Origin of the sequence: Pedobacter paludisoli (assembly GCF_052344095.1) — a bacterium.
Lineage (GTDB): Bacteria > Bacteroidota > Bacteroidia > Sphingobacteriales > Sphingobacteriaceae > Pedobacter.
Genome location: NZ_CP179926.1, coordinates 2,625,926 through 2,643,017 on the forward strand (window position 1 = coordinate 2,625,926; position 17,092 = coordinate 2,643,017).

Here is a 17,092-nt window from a genome sequence, read left to right on the forward strand (position 1 = left end):
AAAAAATGCGTTTACTAACTAAAGCGCCAAAAAGATACAGCGTAAAGACGGGCTGCTGCTACCTAGTACCAAAAAATTGCTTTTCAAATCTTTAAAATCGGAAAAAAACATAGCAGCAAAAACCGTTGAAAAAGTTTTTACGTATATATTTTTAGCAACCATAAGAATTGTCAATCTCCCTATATAGAGCAACGCCTGGCTAAACACCGGGCGTTTTTTTTAATCATTACTCATCCCTATTGTCAACTTAGAATCAATATTTTAGAATCCTAAGCAGAAACCGTTCTTTGTAGGTATTTTCGCCAAATTTTTAAAATATGCTGCCAAACATCCAAAAAATTCAGGAAAATATTTTACCGCTCAGGACAGAAATTATTAACCATCAGGTATATAAAGCCATTAGCGAAATCGAAGACCTCTGCATTTTTATGGAACATCATATTTTTGCCGTTTGGGATTTTATGTCGCTTTTAAAAGCTCTGCAAATAAATTTAACCTGCACTACACTTCCTTGGTTTCCGGTAGGCGATCCGGTTACGCGTCAGTTAATCAACCAAATTGTGGCGGGCGAAGAATCGGATGTAGATGCTAATGGAGCAATAAAAAGTCATTTCGAGTTATACATAGACGCCATGGAGCAATGTGGTGCCAACACTCAACCTATTTTGCGCTTTATTGATGCCTTGCAAAAAGGCAAATCGTTGACACAAGCACTTGAAATTTCAGAAGCTCCTGTAGCAGCACGAGCGTTTGTATTGAGCACTTTTGAAACCATAAACGCTGGAAAAGCACATTTGCAAGCTGCTAGCTTTACCTTTGGCCGAGAAGATTTAATTCCGGGTATGTTTTACAGCATGGTAAAAGATTTGAACAGCACACAACCCGAAAAAGTTTCTATTTTTAACTATTATTTAGAACGCCATATAGAAGTTGATGGAGATGAGCACAGTCATTTAGCCTTAAGCATGACCGAAAAATTGTGCGAAAAGAACGAGCAATATTGGACTGAAGCTGAAGAAATTACAAAACAAGCCTTAAAAATGCGCATTAATTTGTGGGATGCAGCCTATCTTCAAATTTCAAAAGAAAAAGCTAAAGCATTGCTTGCTTAGTTTTAATGTTAAATTTGTGTAAATTAAGGTAGATTTTACGGCCGTTTTTTCGTCACATTTCTTAACAAGAATGTTATTTATTAAATAAAATTATCACATTTGTTTTTCGGTAAAAAATAACCGATTGTATACGTATGAGTTTCATTTTAAAACCTGTAGATACTGTAGAAAGTATTACGCCAGAAGATTTTAAGAAAAATTATCTGAAAGCAAAACGCCCTTTGGTTATAAAAGGTTTAACGAAAGATTGGCCTGCCAGAGAAAAATGGACAACCGAATATTTAAAAGAAATTGCGGGGAATATTGAGGTTCCGCTTTACGATAACTCAAAAGCTGATCCATCAAAACCCATTAATTCCGCGACTACGCACATGAAATTTGGCGAGTACCTAGATTTAATTAAACGCGAACCGACCGAATTAAGAATATTTTTATTTAACCTTTTTAAGCGCGTTCCTAATTTAATTGACGACGTAAAAATACCCAAAGATTTAATGGGCGGTTTTATAGAAAGTATGCCTGCTATGTTTTTTGGTGGCTCAAACTCAGAAACATTTTTGCATTACGACATCGATTTACCGCATATTTTCCACACACACTTTGGTGGACGTAAACAAGTCATCTTATTCGACTATAAGTGGAAAGATCGTTTATACTGCCTTCCAAATGCCACCTATGCATTAGAAGATTACAAAGTAGACAATCCCGATTTCGAAAAATTTCCGGCATTAAAAGGCGTTGAAGGGTACGAAGTAATTCTCGAGCACGGCGACACCTTGTTTATGCCTACCGGAATGTGGCATTGGATGAAATATCTAGACGGATCGTTCTCACTAAGCCTACGTGCCTGGGATCAATCGATTACCCGTAAAGTGGCAAGCGTTTGGAGTTTATTTAGACATGGCGCGGTAGATAGCTTAATTAAAATGACTTTCAAAGGTAAATATGCTGCTTGGAGAGAGAAAAAAGCGATTGAAATTGGCAACAGAGCGTTGGCTAACGGAAAGCCTTAATCATATAGAATAGAAAAGCACATACAGTGGGGCATCGGCAACGATAGCCCCGCTTTTTGTTTCAATCTTTATGTTCCCAATCCAACTGCCCTCCCAAACATAAAGGATTTTCACCCAATCGGGTTTAGTTAGGCACCATTTCTGCTTGTAAAAACCTAAAAATAAACCCATCCATGGAAATAAATTTACTGACCGAAAAACAAAAAATGCTGGCAGGAAAAGCCTACCTGGCAGGCGATGCCGAACTATCAAAAGAAAGGTTAAAAGCTCGCGAAATTGTTTTTGAGTTCAACAACCTCGCACCAAAATTCATTAAACAACGTAAGGAACTTTTAAAAAGACTGTTCGGTAAAACAGAAAAAATGTTTTATGTAGAACCTCCTTTTCGCTGCGATTATGGATACAACATCGAAATAGGCGATAACTTTTATGCCAACTTTAACCTAGTGATTTTAGATTGTGCTAAAGTAAGTATCGGCAACAATGTATTTATAGCCCCAAATGTAGCACTATATACCGCGGGGCACCCCATACACGCACATTTGCGTGATCAAGAATATGAATGGGCACAGGAAATTACCATCGGCAACAGCGTTTGGATTGGTGGCAACGTAGTGATTAACCCGGGTGTAAAAATTGGCTCCAATGTAGTTATTGGTTCAGGAAGCGTAGTTACGCGAGATGTGCCCGATAATGTTTTTGCAGCAGGCAATCCATGCAGGGTAATCCGCCAATTAACAGATGCCGACAAGGATTTCTATTATAAGGATTTTAAACTAGGCGAATAAGCGGAGAATTGGGAAACCTCACAGGTTTTTAAAACCTGTGAGGTTTACAGCCTACCTGTGAAGTTTATAACTTAAGAACTGTGATCAACCACCACTTTCCAATCCCCTTTTATTTTTTTTAGCAACAAGGTAAAGTATCCTTTAGGTTCATCTTTCTCGCGTTTCAAATGCCAGCTTCCCAACACAAAAGCAACATCTTTATTTAAAAACTCAATCTTTTTAATGCCAAAGGTCAAATAACCCATTGCCGATTTATCCGGATATCCCTTTTGGTAATTTTCCAAGGTTTTTTGCCATCCATAGGTAGGCCCGCTTTTTCCAACAAAAAGGAGCGAATCGGTTTTAGCATACCCTTGCATATAGGCTTCTACATTGCCGCTGTTCCAATCGCTACGTTGTTTTTCAAGAAGCTCCAAAATGGCCTGCTTGTCTTTAGAAGTTTGAGCCATTGCCCCGAAAGAGACAAAGAATAAGGCGAAAATCAGTATTTTTTTCATGTTTAGTTTTATCTTCACGTAAAACTACTCAATAAATCGATTCGAATTAAAGCGCATGAAAAAGAAAGTTACTGCCATTGGCGAAATTTTATGGGATTTGCTTCCCGAAGGGAAAAAAGCGGGAGGTTCATCGATGAATGTTGCCCTTCATCTGCACAAACAAAACATCGATAGCTGCTTTATCAGTGCAATTGGCAATGATTCAAACGGAAAAGAATTAATTCAATTTTTAAATGAGCAAAATTTCCCAACGTCCTACATTCAAATACACCCAGAATTACCCACTAGTGTTGTTCACGTTAGCCTCAACGCAGAAAAACAAGCCAGCTATACCATTGTTGAACCAGTTGCCTGGGATGCTATTCAACTTCATCAAGAAGCCATCGAAACCGTAAAGCAATCCGATGCCTTGGTGTACTGCAGCCTTACTTGTCGCAATGAAATCAGCCGAAAAACCATTTTATCTTTACTAAAAGAAGCCAAATTAAAAATATTCGATATCAACCTTCGCCCTCCCTTTTTTACCATCGAGCGCTTAAAACAATTACTTGAGGTAAGTGACATCTTAAAAATAAACGATGAAGAGCTGTTTTATCTTCGTAAAGAATTATCACTTACCGGAAACACAAATGAGCAATTGGTTAAACAACTTAGTTCCGTGTTCAACATTCAAACAGTGTGCCTCACGCTTGGCGAAAAAGGAGCTGCCGTATTGCATGAAGATTGTTTTCATCAACATCCGGGATATCCCGTTAAAGTGGCGGATACCGTTGGTGCAGGCGATTCTTTTTTAGCAACATTCATTGCGAACTACTTAGAAGGTTACCCAATGGATACCGTATTAGACAGAGCCTGTAAAGTAGGCGCCTTTGTCGCTTCACAGTTCGGTGCCAATCCAGCATACGATTCGAGCATTTATAATTAATTGCCAACCGTTAAATATGACATAGCTCTTAAACTTATCAACTCACAAACTTTTATCTTCGGTTATCTGTTTATAAAAGCACATGAGAGGTTTTCGTTTTTCTGATTACAAGCCCGGTGATACCCCAAAAGGCGGGTTCGATGAGTTGCTAAAATTATTTAGCGAACTGCTAAATTATACAGCAGGTGATGCAGCCGAAGCCCTAAGCTGGCTAAATGAACTCGACAAGCAATACCAGCTCACCAATAATGATTATGGTATTGGTAATTTTATAGATGATTTGAAAGATAAAGGCTATCTGACCGAGGATAATCAATCAGGCGAATTTAAAATTACCGCCAAAGCCGAACAAACCATTCGCAAGTCTGCCCTTGATGAAATTTTTGGGAAACTGAAAAAAAGTGGTCGCGGCAATCACAACAGTAACCAATCGGGTATTGGAGAAGAAAAAAATGCCGACCGGCGTGAATATAATTTTGGTGACAGCTTAGATCAGATTGATATGACTGCTTCTATTCAAAACGCACAAATTAACCACGGCATTAATGACTTTACCCTCACTGACCGCGATTTAGAAGTAGAAGAGAAGGATTTCAAAACCCTTACTTCTACCGTGTTGATGATTGACATTTCACACTCGATGATTTTATACGGAGAAGACCGGATTACCCCAGCAAAAAAAGTTGCCATGGCACTAGCCGAACTGATTAAAACAAAATACCCTAAAGATACTTTGGATATTGTAGTTTTTGGTAACGATGCCTGGCCCATAACCGTAAAAGATTTACCGTATTTGCAGGTTGGCCCATACCACACCAATACCTATGCCGGCTTAGAGCTTGCAACCGACTTACTTCGCAGAAGGAAAACGCACAACAAGCAAATTTTCATGATTACCGATGGTAAACCCACTTGTTTGAAAGAAAATGGCAAGTATTACAAAAATAGCATGGGACTAGACCGGAAAGTAATTAACAAGACGTTAAACATGGCCGCGCAGTGCAAACGCTTAAAAATCCCAATTACAACTTTTATGATTGCAAAAGACCCGTATTTACAGCAGTTTGTACGCCAGTTTACCGAAATAAATGGTGGTCGGGCTTTTTATAGCTCTTTAAATGGCTTGGGCGAATACATTTTTGAAGATTACATTAAAAACAGAAGAAAAACAGTTAAATAATTGAAAGGTATTAAGGTAGGGAGTTTAAGGTAAAAACCATCGCCACTACTAACTTAATCAACCATAAAACATTAAACAGGGATAGATTTATGGATCTGGTTTGACCACTTTGCAGACCTTACACCTTAAACTCCATTTAAAGCAAGTGAAGATTGAGCGGTTTTATACATAACCTTTCACCTAATTACGTTACAACATTTAAACCAAGAAATGCAAAACACAACCTTAGGCCAATTAAAGGCAACCAGTTATAAATCAAGAAGCGTAAAGGAAGAATTAAGGGAAAACCTGATTAAAGTTCTCCGTGATAAAAAAACCGAGTTTGAAGGTATTATTGGTTATGATGAAACGGTAATCCCCGAATTGCAGACAGCCATTCTATCGCGCCACAATATTTTACTTTTAGGCTTACGCGGGCAAGCAAAAACGCGTATTGCACGTTTGATGATTAATCTTTTGGATGAGTATGTACCTTACGTTGCCGGAAGTGAAATTTTCGACGATCCATTCAATCCGATTTCGTGGTTTGCAAAAAACGAAATTGCCACCAAAGGCGATGCAACAGAAATTGCCTGGCTACACCGCAGCGAGCGTTATACCGAAAAGTTAGCCACACCTGATGTTACCGTAGCCGACCTCATTGGTGATATTGACCCCATAAAAGCAGCCACACTGAAACTAACCTATAATGATGAACGTGTTATCCATTTTGGATTAATTCCGCGTGCACACCGCAGTATTTTCGTTATTAACGAATTGCCCGATTTACAAGCACGTATTCAGGTAGCTTTATTTAACATGCTGCAGGAAAAAGACATCCAGATTCGTGGTTTTAAATTACGCTTACCATTGGATATTCAATTTGTATTTACAGCCAACCCCGAAGATTATACTAATCGCGGAAGCATTGTTACCCCTTTAAAAGATAGAATTGAAAGTCAAATTTTAACGCATTACCCAAAAAGCATTGATATCTCAAGAAAAATAACCTTTCAAGAAGCGCGCCTAACCAAGGAACAAAAAGAGCAAATTGAAGTGGATGGATTGGTAAAAGATTTAATAGAACAAGTGGCTTTCGAAGCGCGAAAAAGTGAATACATCGATCAAAAATCAGGTGTCTCTGCACGGTTAACCATTTCAGCCTACGAAAACTTAATCAGTACCGCTGAAAGAAGAATGTTAATTGCAGGAGAAAAAAACACTTTTGCTCGCCTTTCAGATTTCGCTGGAATAATCCCGGCTATAACCGGAAAAATAGAACTCGTGTATGAAGGCGAATTAGAAGGACCGGCACATGTCGCGAATACGTTAATCAGCAAAGCTGTAAAAACACTTTTTGCACGTTATTTTCCGGATCCCGAAAAAGCGAAGAAATCTAAAAATGCTAATCCTTACAGCGAAATTAGCGAATGGTTTACGGAAGGAAACGACTTAGATGTTACAGATGTTTTAAACAATGCGCAGTACAAAAAGGCCTTAATGAAAGTGCCCAATTTATACGACTTGGTTAAAAAATTTCACCCAAAATTAAGCGAAAATCAAACTTTACTCTTAATGGAATTTGTGTTACATGGGCTTGCAGAATATTCGCAATTAAGTAAAAATTATCTCAATGGAGGTTTTGGTTTCAGCGATTTATTTGGCAGTTTGTTCAATTCAGAATTTGATCACGACGACGAAGACGATTTTCGTTAAGCGCAAATCCGCAATTTGACACCTTCCCCATGAGAGAAGGACTAAAATAAATACTAATTTAGCGTAACTTAAAAAAACACTGTATTCTACTTTATGCCACTAATATTTATATCATTACTTCTATTAATACTTGATTTTTATTGTTACAAGGCCATTACTGCCGTTTTTAAAAATTGGAAACCCAATACACGAAAAACATTTACCTACGCATATTGGACGTATACAATTTTATTAGTGATAGGTATCATTTGTTCTGTAGTTTTTACCAAAGTGCTTTTTCTATCGTTAAAATCGATTATTTTGGTTGCATTTTTCCTTACCCTCGCCAGTAAAATTGTATTGCTCCCATTTTTATTAATTGACGATTTAAGACGAGGTGTTATCTTGTTGGCAGGCAAAAGAAAAAAAGCCAAAACACCTGAACCAATTAGCACCGTTCAACCCATTACGCGTTCGGAGTTTTTAGTAAAAGCAGGCTTAGTGGCCGCAGCGGTACCGCTTAGTTCCTTAAGTTGGGGAATCGTTTCCGGAGCCTACGATTATCAAATTAAAAAGGTTGATTTAATTCTACCCAATTTGCCTAAAGCTTTTGATGGAATTACCATGGCGCAAATTTCCGACATCCATTCGGGCAGTTTTTACAATAAAACCGCCGTTAAAGGTGGTGTGGAAATGCTACTTGCACAAAAACCTGATTTTGTTTTCTTTACCGGCGATTTAGTGAACAATTTAACCAGTGAGGTAAAAGACTACCAAGATATTTTCTCCATGGTTAAAGCTCCGCTAGGCGTTTATTCTACCCTAGGTAACCACGATTATGGCGACTATTACTTTGGCCGCGACTCGAAATCTGCAGCCAAGGTTAAAAATCTACAAGACATGGTGGCGGTGCACAAAATAATGGGCTACGATTTACTCATGAACGAAAATCGACGATTAAAAGTTGATGGAGAAGAGATCGGCATCTTGGGAATCGAAAACTGGGGAGTTGGTCGCTTCCCTAAATATGGCAAAATGAGCGAAGCTGTAAAAAACACCGACGACTTACCAGTGAAACTTTTGTTAAGCCACGATCCTTCTCATTGGAGAGCAGAAATACTCGAAAAATACCCACAAATAGATGCTATGTTTAGCGGCCATACACATGGAATGCAATTTGGGGTTCGTTTAAAAGAATTTCAATGGAGCCCGGTGCAATACCTGTATAAAGAATGGGCTGGTTTGTACCAAGAAAAGCAACAACAATTATATGTGAACGTTGGATATGGCTTTTTGGGTTATCCAGGCAGGGTAGGTATTTTACCCGAAATTACAGTCTTTACATTAAAAAGAGCTTAGTCTTTTTTTAAATGGTAAAAATGGTGAATTGGTTTATGCGCATAACCAATTCACAACTATTCACTATTGACTATTTGCCCCACCTATCTACCCCGCATTAAAGCGGTAACCTACTCCTCTTACGGTTTGTAACAGTTGCGGATTATCAGGATTAGATTCTATCTTTTTGCGCAAACGCACAATATGCATATCCAATGTACGGGTGTTTACATCAGAATTATAGCCCCACACCACCAACATTAATTCATCGCGATTGATAATTTTACCTGGGTTGCGTAAGAAATATAACAAGATCCTATTTTCCAAAATGGTTAATTCGATTTTTTTACCCTCTCTAAATAAGGTATGGATATTCGGGTGATGCTCCATACTACCAAAGCGGTGAATTTCTGCCATATCCTTATTCACAATAAACTTTACTTTGCTCTCAAGCATTGCCACCAGCACATCCATGTTGAAGGGCTTGGTAATATAATCAGAAGCGCCCATGTTGTAAGCATCAATTTTATCTACATCTTGTGCCTTGGCTGTCATCATGATAATTAAATTTTCAAAACCTTGGGCACGTACACTCTGGCAAACATCTGCACCTTGTTTTCCAGGAAGCATCCAATCTAACAACACAATATCCGGTTGGTCAATTAGTATCATTTTCTCACCGGCCTCTCCATCGTTTGCTTCACTCACATGGTATCCTTCACCTTTTAAGCGATGCGCAACTAAAAAACGAAGGTTTTCATCGTCTTCTACAATTAGAATTTTTACTTCTTTCGACATTTTTACAATTTTTATATAAGTATGAACGATTTGTGCGGTATTTTATCCCATTCAGGCTATCGTACATCTGTATTTTTCAGTTATTCAACATTATTCAAGCAAATGTGGCAACACCACTTTAAACTCAGTTCCCTGCCCAATTTTACTTTTCACACTAATTTCGCCTCCCATAAAGTTAACCAGTTCCTTGCAAAAAGCCAAGCCTAAACCTACGCTTCCTGTTTGGTTGTACACATTTTGAATACGGAAAAATTTCTTGAATATATTTCCCAATTCATCCGTCTCAATACCAATTCCTGTATCAACAAAACGAAAGATCAACATTCCTTTTTGTAATTGGGCGTCAATGTGTAAAACCTTTTTGCCGGGTTCGGAATATTTATACGCGTTTTCTACCAAGTTATCGAATAAACTGCCCAACAATACGGGATCGGTAATAAAGGTTGTAAAACCAGATACGGCATATGAAATGCTAAAATCGGGATGTTTTAAGGTGTGTACTTCGATGGTACTTTCAATAAAATCATGAATTTTAACTTCCTCTTGATTCAGTTTAATAGCTTTATTCTCAATTTGCGTAAAGGCCAGCAACTTGTTCATTAAGCCATTCAATTTGTCGGCCTCCTCGTCTAATATTTTACCATACAAGTTCAACTCCTTTTCAGATAAGGAGGTAGCACTCTTAATATTATTTCCCGCAATTTTAATTACACTTACCGGTGTTTTAAACTCGTGTGTTAGGTTATTTACAAAATCGTACTGTAGTTTAAACATTTTACTGTTAATGTTCAAGTTGCGATAAATTAAAAATGCAATCAACAATAACACGCCATAAGACAACAATAGCAATAAAGCGATGGGAAGAAAATAGATTAAAATCTCTTTCTTGATATAATCTTTCGATGATGTGAAATACAATTTATAATTTGAAAAAGCACCTGGCAGTGCAATTTCTGTACTGATATTTTCTTCAGATACGTTTATGGGGTCGTATGTTAAAGGCTTTATTTGAATGCTCTGATACAAACGAGGTCGAAGATTAATCAATTTCAGTTTGTTTGGATCCAACTGAAAAACTAACATATCTTGCTGATACACCGGAGATGTTTTCAGCTGATGCTGGATCATTTCTTTATACACTTTTAAATCTTCCTGCCGGGGAATATTTAAATAGATAATTTTATTGGGTAACAGCACCGAAAAATTAGTAAAAAGGGCTTCTTGCGAAGGAACCGTAGCGGTATCCAATCGGTCTACAAAGGTTATTAACTTGTAAGCCATTGCATTAAAATCATCGCCAACTTTAAATGATTTGGTATTGCGATCTGAAAACAGCTTAACTGAATCGGCTTTAACCGATTTCCCGAACTGATAAATTGACTGTGGACCAATGGAAAAATGGCCAGCATTCATGCCATCTTTTACCGGTGTATTTTTCACCTCTGTGTCGTAAAAAGTAACTTTGCTAATGAAGGGATATTTTGCCAATACGCCGTTCACAAACTTGGTTGCCGTTGCAGAATCAAGGAAACCATTGTAATACGAAATCTCGGGTATCTTATTCTGAAAAAAGTCGTTGTATAATTTTACACTTTCTTCCAATACATTTACTTTTCTGGAGATAAACTCTCCTTCAATTGATTTTTTACTGTACTTAAAGGCTAAAAAAAGTGATAAAATAAAGAGAATAGAAATAAGCGCAATAAAGGTTACAATAAGACTAAAGTTTTTCCTGTAACCACTATTCTTCTCGACAGCCATTCCCTTTTATTTTAAATTTTGATTTAAAAATTCTTCAAGTGCTTTATACAAAGCTGTGCGGCTTTTTTGGCGCATCAATGGATTTGGACCTTCCTCCTTCTCTACATAGGTTACCTTTACATTTCGTTTTTGCAATTCTTTAATAAATTGCACACCTTCTGCAACATTCACCCGAGGATCTTTAGGATTTTGGGCAATAAAAAGCGGAACTTTAAATCGATCGGCATGAAAAACCGGTGATGAAAAGCGCATGTACTCGGTATCGGTTACCGGATTGCCCAATATTTGATAGTACATTTGTAAATTCGATTTCATGAAAGGAGGAATCGTTTTAAAGTAACTGAACAAATTAATTACTCCTGAATTCGCCCCTCCACAACTATAAATATCTGGATTTTTGTACAAACAATTTAACGCTATGTATCCGCCAAAACCATTTCCATAAATGGCCACTTTTTTTGGATTGATAACTTTATTTGCGGTTAACCAAGCCACCCCATCGTTCACATCGTTTTGAATTTTATCGCCCCATTGTTTAAAACCGGCTGTATAAAAAGCTTTCCCATATCCGGTTGAGCCGCGATAATTTACCTGTAAAATGGCATAACCTCTGTTTGCCAAAAATTGGGTTTCGCCGTTGTACCCCCAAGAGGTACGGCTACTCGGGCCATTGTGCGGAATGACCACTAAAGGTAAATTAACTGGATTTTTATCTTTTGGTAACGTTAAGTATCCGTTGATGGTTAAGCCATCTCTACTTTTATAGCTGATAGGCTTCATCACACACATTTGTTCTTCATTAATGGAAGAATTAATGTCGTTGAGTTTTAACAATGAATTTTCTTTGGCAAGATACAAATAGTAAGAGCCTGGATTACGATCGGTAAAGCTTCGGAGAATAAAAACGTTTTCTTGCTTATCGCGATCCATTACTTTCCATTCTTTACCCGGCAACAATTTATCGATTTTGGAATAGGCTACTTTTATAGAATCATCTAGGTAGAATTTTTCTTTTTTCCATGTTTCACAAATGGTGAAGGCCATCTTCTTTCGCGTACGCGAATATTTTGCTTCTACTACATTTAAATCGTTTCGCGCAAAAAGCACCTGCTTTTCTTTTCCTGTTTTTAAATCAAGGGCAACTAATGCGTTTTTATCTCTATTCACATTCGATATGGCATATACCACATCATGCTCATTTTCGGCGAAAGCCACAGGCTCAAAGGTTTCTTGAAAATCGCTGGTAAAAACAGGTTTAAAAGGCTGACTTTCATTTTCGCGATACATCAATGTTTCGCTAACTCCATCATTGGTAATAGCAATACGAAGAACACCATTGTTGTCGGTCATCCAACGACTTACATTCCCTGGATTCTTCGCAGCAATCTCCATTTGGCCATTTCGTACATTTAAGTGATATACATCAAATACCGTAGAATCGCGTTTATTAGAGGCTACTGTAATGTATTTATCATCAATCAACTGATCCTCTACAATGTAAATTCTGCTTTTTGCATTTTCGGTTAGCTGAACTTTTTTCGTTCCATCTTTATTGATTAGAAACATCTGAGACCGATGTTCTTTTGAACCATCCTCTACATTATAAATGAGTTCGTTGTTGTTGGTCCAAAAATAAAAACCAATTGTTTTACCTTCCAAATGCGTTATTTGAATATTCTTTCGGTTGGCAATATCTTCAATACATAGATTTAACGTATTGTCGTGAACTTTCAAAAAAGACATATTCTTTCCATCAGGCGAAACGCGATAATACGCTTTGTCCTGTGTTTTAAAAAAATCATCAACCGGAATAATTTCTTCCTTCTTATTACCTTTACAGCCCCAACAAAAGGTGACTACAACAAGTAAAATTATCCTTTTCAACATACATTAAATCCTTACGAACGCACAAAAATACGTATACATTGGTCTTAATCATCGTTTACACTAACAATGTTACTAAATGATTAAAGCTCATTATATTGTTCAATTTAAGATTTATAATAAGTACAAAAAACAAAATAATGGTAACATTCTTATTAAACACTTTAAAAAAAATCATAACATACTGATAAACAGAACAAACACTTCAAGCCAAACCATCATTTCCTTTTTAACTCCTTGTTGTTATCCTTCAATTTAAGTACATTTAACACATAAAACCTCTTTATGCGTTGTTTTCTGTTACTACTTTTTTTACTTTTTGGAGGTTTATCTCACGCGCAACTAAACCGTCCCAATCGTTTATCTACAAATGACGATGCTGCTTTGGCCATCCAGTACTATCAAGATGGCGATTATGAAAAAGCATCCGTTTTATTCGAAAAAATGCTCGCAGCAAATATTAATAGAGGATATTTCGACTTATACTTAACCTGTTTATTTAAAACTAAAAAATACGATGTCGCTGAAAAAGCGATAAAAAAGCAAATTAGAGAATTCCCTAAAAATCAAGAGTATTCCATTGCTTTGGGCAAACTTTATCAAGAAAAAGGCGATTTAACCAGCGCGAACAAAATCTTTAATGAAACGCTGGCAAAACTACCAAAAGATGAAATGCAAATCCGCTCGTTCGCCAATAGTTTTTATCAATATGAAAACTATGAAATGGCCATTCAAACTTTCAAGCAAGGCCGAAAACTATTAAACAACTCGCAGGTATTTGCTTTCGAACTTTTAAACATCTATCGTTTTAAGAAAGATAAGCCCAACTTAATGCAAGAATACTTGGATGTTCTAGATTCTATTCCGCAATTATTACCGCAGGCCGAAGCTGTTTTATCTTCCATTTTTGAAGGAAAAGAGGATTACCAAACCTTTCAGACCGGAATTTTACGAAAAATACAAAAGGAGCCAGATGCGCAAGTTTATATTCAACTTTTAACTTGGAATTATTTACAACAGCAAGAATACGACCTCGCACTCCGTCAGCTTATTGCATTCGATAAGCGAAGCAAAAGCAATGGCGAAATGTTATTCAATTTTCTATATGCCTTTGTTGATAATGAAGCCTATGATACCGCCATTAAAGCGTACGAATATTTGTTAACAAAAGGGAAAGACAATCCGTATTATCTTCCTGCAAAAATTGAATTGCTGAACACGAAATACAATCTATTAACCACCGGAAAATACAACCAAGCTGATTTAGAACAACTGGCTAAAGATTATCAGACACTGCTGGATGAATATGGAAAAAACCGAAATACCCTATTTGCCATCAAAAAATTGGCTACCCTGCAGGCGTACTACCTGAATCAGGCCGCAAAAGCAGAAACCCTTTTAGAAGAGGCTATCAAAATACCGGGGATGAATGTTAACGACATTGGTCTTCTAAAAATGGATTTAGGAGACACTTATATCCTAACAAATCAACCTTGGGAAGCTTTTCTGGTTTATGAACAAGTAAGCAAACAATTGGAGGGAGAAACTATTGGAAACGAAGCGCGCTTTCGCAGTGCGAAACTATCTTTTTTCCAAGGTAATTTCGATTATAGTAATTCGCAATGTTTGGTATTAAAAACGGCTACTTCGCAACTCATTGCCAACGATGCATTGAACTTAAGTTTGCTTATTTCGGATAACATACAAACGCCAACGGATAGCAATGCCCTAAAAATGTATGCCGATGCTGAAATGTTGACGTTTAGAAATTTACCGCTCTTAGCCCTGAAAAAACTGGATAGCATTGCGCTTAAATATCCTCAAAACGGATTATCAGATGCTGTTTTAATGAGCAAGTCAAAAATTTATATTCAAGCAGCCGACTTCTTAAAGGCTTCAGAAACACTCAAAAAGATATGCGATGAATTTAAAGATGGTATTTGGACCGACGATGCCCTATTCATGCTTGCCGATTTATATGAAAAAAAGCTAAACGATGTAAATCAAGCGAAAATCTATTTTCAAAAGTTGATAACCGATTACCCAGGAAGCATGTATACAGCCGAAGCTAGAAAAAGATTTAGAACTTTACGCGGCGATGGTGTTTAGTTTACGCTTGACTCCAATCCCAAACGACCAGATTCCATTCTATTCCTGATTCGTCTACATAGGTGTGAATAGTTTCAAAACCAACTCGCTTGTGCGCATTCATCGATCGCAAATTTATACTGGCCACTTCTGTAATGGCAAAATCATATCGCTTGGAAAAATGATTTTTGTAAGCTTGGTAGATTTGTTGAAACAAGCCTTGTCCGCGATAATTTTTATCCACACACACTTGTCCGACCACCACATAATTGGATGCTGAAACTGATTTTCCTTTATATTGAACATGATTAAAACTGTCGAACATCTCTTGTAAACGTGGAATATCGTTTTGAGATGCTTGCGTCATCCCCAGCACATAGGCCACCACTTTTGCCCCATCTTTCGCAACAATATTTTTTTCATAGTGATGCATTCTCTCCAAATCATCCAGGGTATGTGCAACGGTTACAAAACCTTGTTCTGTTATTTCTTTTGCAGACAAACCTGCTTTTAGATTTTGTTTTTGAAGTTCAAGAATCCCTTCCAAATCGCTAACTGAATCGGATAGATTGAGAGTAATGGCTGTATTCATGGTATTTTAAAATTTCGAATATACACATTCGTTGTTCTATCTTCCGTTTTCCTTCCCTATCTTTGTGTCATGTTTTTATACAACGTAACGTTAATTATAGAAGAATCAGCCGCAGAAGAATGGCTGCAATGGATGCAAGAAACTCATATCCCGGAAGTAATGGCTACCGGAATGTTTGTATCAAATCGTCTGTTAAAAGTTGTAGATTCACCAAATGAAGGTGTAACGTATTGCGCCCAATATGTTACCGAAACATTGGAAAACTACAACACCTACCAAGAAGTACATGCACCGGCGTTACAAGCCGATTTAAACGAAAAATTCAAGAATCGTTTTGTTGCGTATCGTACGTTAATGGAATATGTAGACTAGGGTAGTATTAAGTATTTAGTATTTAGATAGCAGGGTGCAGAAAAGTCAATAGTAACGAGTATCAAAAGATTGTCTTTTGCGAAAACTTTGCATTCGCAGCGTGTTGTGCGGTTAAAAAAAACAAGGATCTTGAGTATTTATTAGTTAGTATTTAGATAGCAGGGTGTAAAGATAAAAGAGCGCGTTTCATAACGAATTCACTGGTTTACCAATTCATCACTAACTATTGACCATTGACCACTCACTATTTACCAAACTATCAAAACAACTTCTCGTTATTTTGATGGCGATCTGCATCGCGGATGCTTTTCTTATCGAAGTTTTTCTCAAGGGCTTCGGTAAGATTGATACCTGTTTGATTAGCCAAACAAATTAATACAAAAAGAACGTCGGCCATTTCATCGGCAAGGTCTACTGCTTCATCGCTTTTCTTAAAGGATTGTTCTCCATACCTGCGAGCCATAACTCGCGCCACCTCGCCTACTTCCTCCATTAAAATTGCGGTATTGGTTAATTCATTAAAATACCGGATTCCAATGGTGTTTATCCATTTATCTACCTTTTCTTGCGCTTCTTGAATGGTCATGCCCTTACTGTGTATATGTTTATTCTTTGTTTTTGGTATCAATAAGAATCGTAACAGGGCCATCGTTTAAAAGACTAATTTTCATGTCGGCACCAAAGATTCCGGTTTGTATTTTTTTTCCTGTTAAGGTTGTTAATTGATGAATCATCTTTTCGTATAACGGGATGGCAATATCTGGCTTGGCAGCACGCGTAAAACCCGGTCGATTCCCCTTTTTTGTGGAAGCAAAAAGTGTAAACTGACTAATGAGCAATATAGAGCCATCCACATCTGTGAGGCCTTTGTTCATCATTCCATTTTCATCGCCAAAAACCCGCATGCCTGCAATTTTTTGAGCCAACCATTCCACATCTTCTGCCGTATCAGCATCCTCGATACCTAAAAGTACTAAAAAGCCTATTTCAATTTGTCCGGTTATTTTATCCTCTACCCGACAACTTGCTTCTGTAACCCTTTGTAAAACTGCGCGCATCTATTAATGTAT

General features: G+C 37.4%; 16 protein-coding genes. 9 read left to right on the forward strand and 7 right to left on the reverse strand.

Annotated features, from left to right (window positions below):
- The first annotated feature begins 317 nt into the window (after positions 1 to 317).
- The 3 genes from ACJVDK_RS10755 to ACJVDK_RS10765 all read left to right on the forward strand — a co-directional run bounded on the left by ACJVDK_RS10755 (position 318) and on the right by ACJVDK_RS10765 (position 2,913).
- Positions 318 to 1,112, forward strand: coding sequence for a DUF3050 domain-containing protein (locus ACJVDK_RS10755; protein ID WP_443936665.1), 795 nt, complete (start codon positions 318 to 320; stop codon positions 1,110 to 1,112).
- A 134-nt stretch (positions 1,113 to 1,246) separates the two neighbouring features.
- Entirely contained in the window at positions 1,247 to 2,125 is an 879-nt protein-coding gene (locus ACJVDK_RS10760; RefSeq protein WP_443936666.1) for a cupin-like domain-containing protein, read from the forward strand.
- 173 nt (positions 2,126 to 2,298) lie between these two features.
- Positions 2,299 to 2,913 carry a sugar O-acetyltransferase gene (locus ACJVDK_RS10765; RefSeq protein ID WP_443936667.1) on the forward strand — a complete coding sequence of 205 codons (615 nt, stop codon included), beginning with the start codon at positions 2,299 to 2,301 and terminating at the stop codon, positions 2,911 to 2,913.
- Positions 2,914 to 2,984: 71 nt separating this feature from the next.
- On the opposite strand, the gene ACJVDK_RS10770 is transcribed toward ACJVDK_RS10765, so the two are convergent.
- Positions 2,985 to 3,410 (reverse strand): YybH family protein, encoded by a 426-nt coding sequence (locus tag ACJVDK_RS10770; protein WP_443936668.1) that lies wholly within the window; start codon positions 3,408 to 3,410, stop codon positions 2,985 to 2,987.
- Positions 3,411 to 3,465: 55 nt separating this feature from the next.
- On the opposite strand from ACJVDK_RS10770, the gene ACJVDK_RS10775 reads away from it, so the two are divergent.
- The 4 genes from ACJVDK_RS10775 (at position 3,466) to ACJVDK_RS10790 (ending at position 8,548) form a co-directional block, all read left to right on the forward strand.
- Positions 3,466 to 4,335, forward strand: a complete 870-nt coding sequence (locus tag ACJVDK_RS10775; RefSeq protein ID WP_443936669.1) for a carbohydrate kinase family protein — start codon at positions 3,466 to 3,468, stop codon at positions 4,333 to 4,335.
- A gap of 82 nt (positions 4,336 to 4,417) precedes the next feature.
- A complete protein-coding gene (locus ACJVDK_RS10780) occupies positions 4,418 to 5,515 on the forward strand; it encodes a vWA domain-containing protein (RefSeq protein ID WP_443936670.1) in 1,098 nt (365 codons plus the stop codon).
- Positions 5,516 to 5,725: 210 nt separating this feature from the next.
- On the forward strand, positions 5,726 to 7,210 hold the full coding sequence (locus ACJVDK_RS10785) for a magnesium chelatase (RefSeq protein ID WP_443936671.1): 1,485 nt from the start codon (positions 5,726 to 5,728) through the stop codon (positions 7,208 to 7,210).
- 93 nt (positions 7,211 to 7,303) lie between these two features.
- Positions 7,304 to 8,548 (forward strand): metallophosphoesterase, encoded by a 1,245-nt coding sequence (locus tag ACJVDK_RS10790; protein ID WP_443936672.1) that lies wholly within the window; start codon positions 7,304 to 7,306, stop codon positions 8,546 to 8,548.
- Positions 8,549 to 8,635: 87 nt separating this feature from the next.
- On the opposite strand, the gene ACJVDK_RS10795 is transcribed toward ACJVDK_RS10790, so the two are convergent.
- From ACJVDK_RS10795 to ACJVDK_RS10805, 3 genes are all read right to left on the reverse strand, one after another.
- On the reverse strand, positions 8,636 to 9,325 hold the full coding sequence (locus ACJVDK_RS10795; RefSeq protein ID WP_443936673.1) for a response regulator transcription factor: 690 nt from the start codon (positions 9,323 to 9,325) through the stop codon (positions 8,636 to 8,638).
- Between the two features lie 90 nt (positions 9,326 to 9,415).
- Entirely contained in the window at positions 9,416 to 11,086 is a 1,671-nt protein-coding gene (locus ACJVDK_RS10800) for a sensor histidine kinase (protein ID WP_443936674.1), read from the reverse strand.
- A 6-nt stretch (positions 11,087 to 11,092) separates the two neighbouring features.
- Complete coding sequence (locus ACJVDK_RS10805) at positions 11,093 to 12,973, reverse strand: prolyl oligopeptidase family serine peptidase (RefSeq protein WP_443936675.1); 1,881 nt, start codon at positions 12,971 to 12,973, stop codon at positions 11,093 to 11,095.
- A gap of 282 nt (positions 12,974 to 13,255) precedes the next feature.
- Between ACJVDK_RS10805 and ACJVDK_RS10810 the strand changes: the two genes are divergently transcribed.
- Positions 13,256 to 15,079 carry a tetratricopeptide repeat protein gene (locus ACJVDK_RS10810; protein ID WP_443936676.1) on the forward strand — a complete coding sequence of 608 codons (1,824 nt, stop codon included), beginning with the start codon at positions 13,256 to 13,258 and terminating at the stop codon, positions 15,077 to 15,079.
- 1 nt (position 15,080) lies between these two features.
- Here ACJVDK_RS10810 and ACJVDK_RS10815 read toward each other — a convergent pair whose 3' ends face one another.
- Entirely contained in the window at positions 15,081 to 15,650 is a 570-nt protein-coding gene (locus ACJVDK_RS10815) for a GNAT family N-acetyltransferase (RefSeq protein WP_443936677.1), read from the reverse strand.
- 69 nt (positions 15,651 to 15,719) lie between these two features.
- Here ACJVDK_RS10815 and ACJVDK_RS10820 point away from each other — a divergent pair, with 69 nt between their 5' ends.
- The gene (locus ACJVDK_RS10820) at positions 15,720 to 16,022 is read left to right on the forward strand and encodes a DUF4286 family protein (RefSeq protein ID WP_443936678.1); all 303 of its coding nucleotides are present in this window, start codon (positions 15,720 to 15,722) and stop codon (positions 16,020 to 16,022) included.
- A gap of 259 nt (positions 16,023 to 16,281) precedes the next feature.
- Here the strand turns inward: ACJVDK_RS10820 and ACJVDK_RS10825 are convergent, their stop codons facing one another.
- Positions 16,282 to 16,608 carry a nucleotide pyrophosphohydrolase gene (locus ACJVDK_RS10825; protein ID WP_443936679.1) on the reverse strand — a complete coding sequence of 109 codons (327 nt, stop codon included), beginning with the start codon at positions 16,606 to 16,608 and terminating at the stop codon, positions 16,282 to 16,284.
- Between the two features lie 19 nt (positions 16,609 to 16,627).
- On the reverse strand, positions 16,628 to 17,080 hold the full coding sequence (dtd, locus tag ACJVDK_RS10830; RefSeq protein WP_443936680.1) for a D-aminoacyl-tRNA deacylase: 453 nt from the start codon (positions 17,078 to 17,080) through the stop codon (positions 16,628 to 16,630).
- Positions 17,081 to 17,092: the final 12 nt, after the last annotated feature.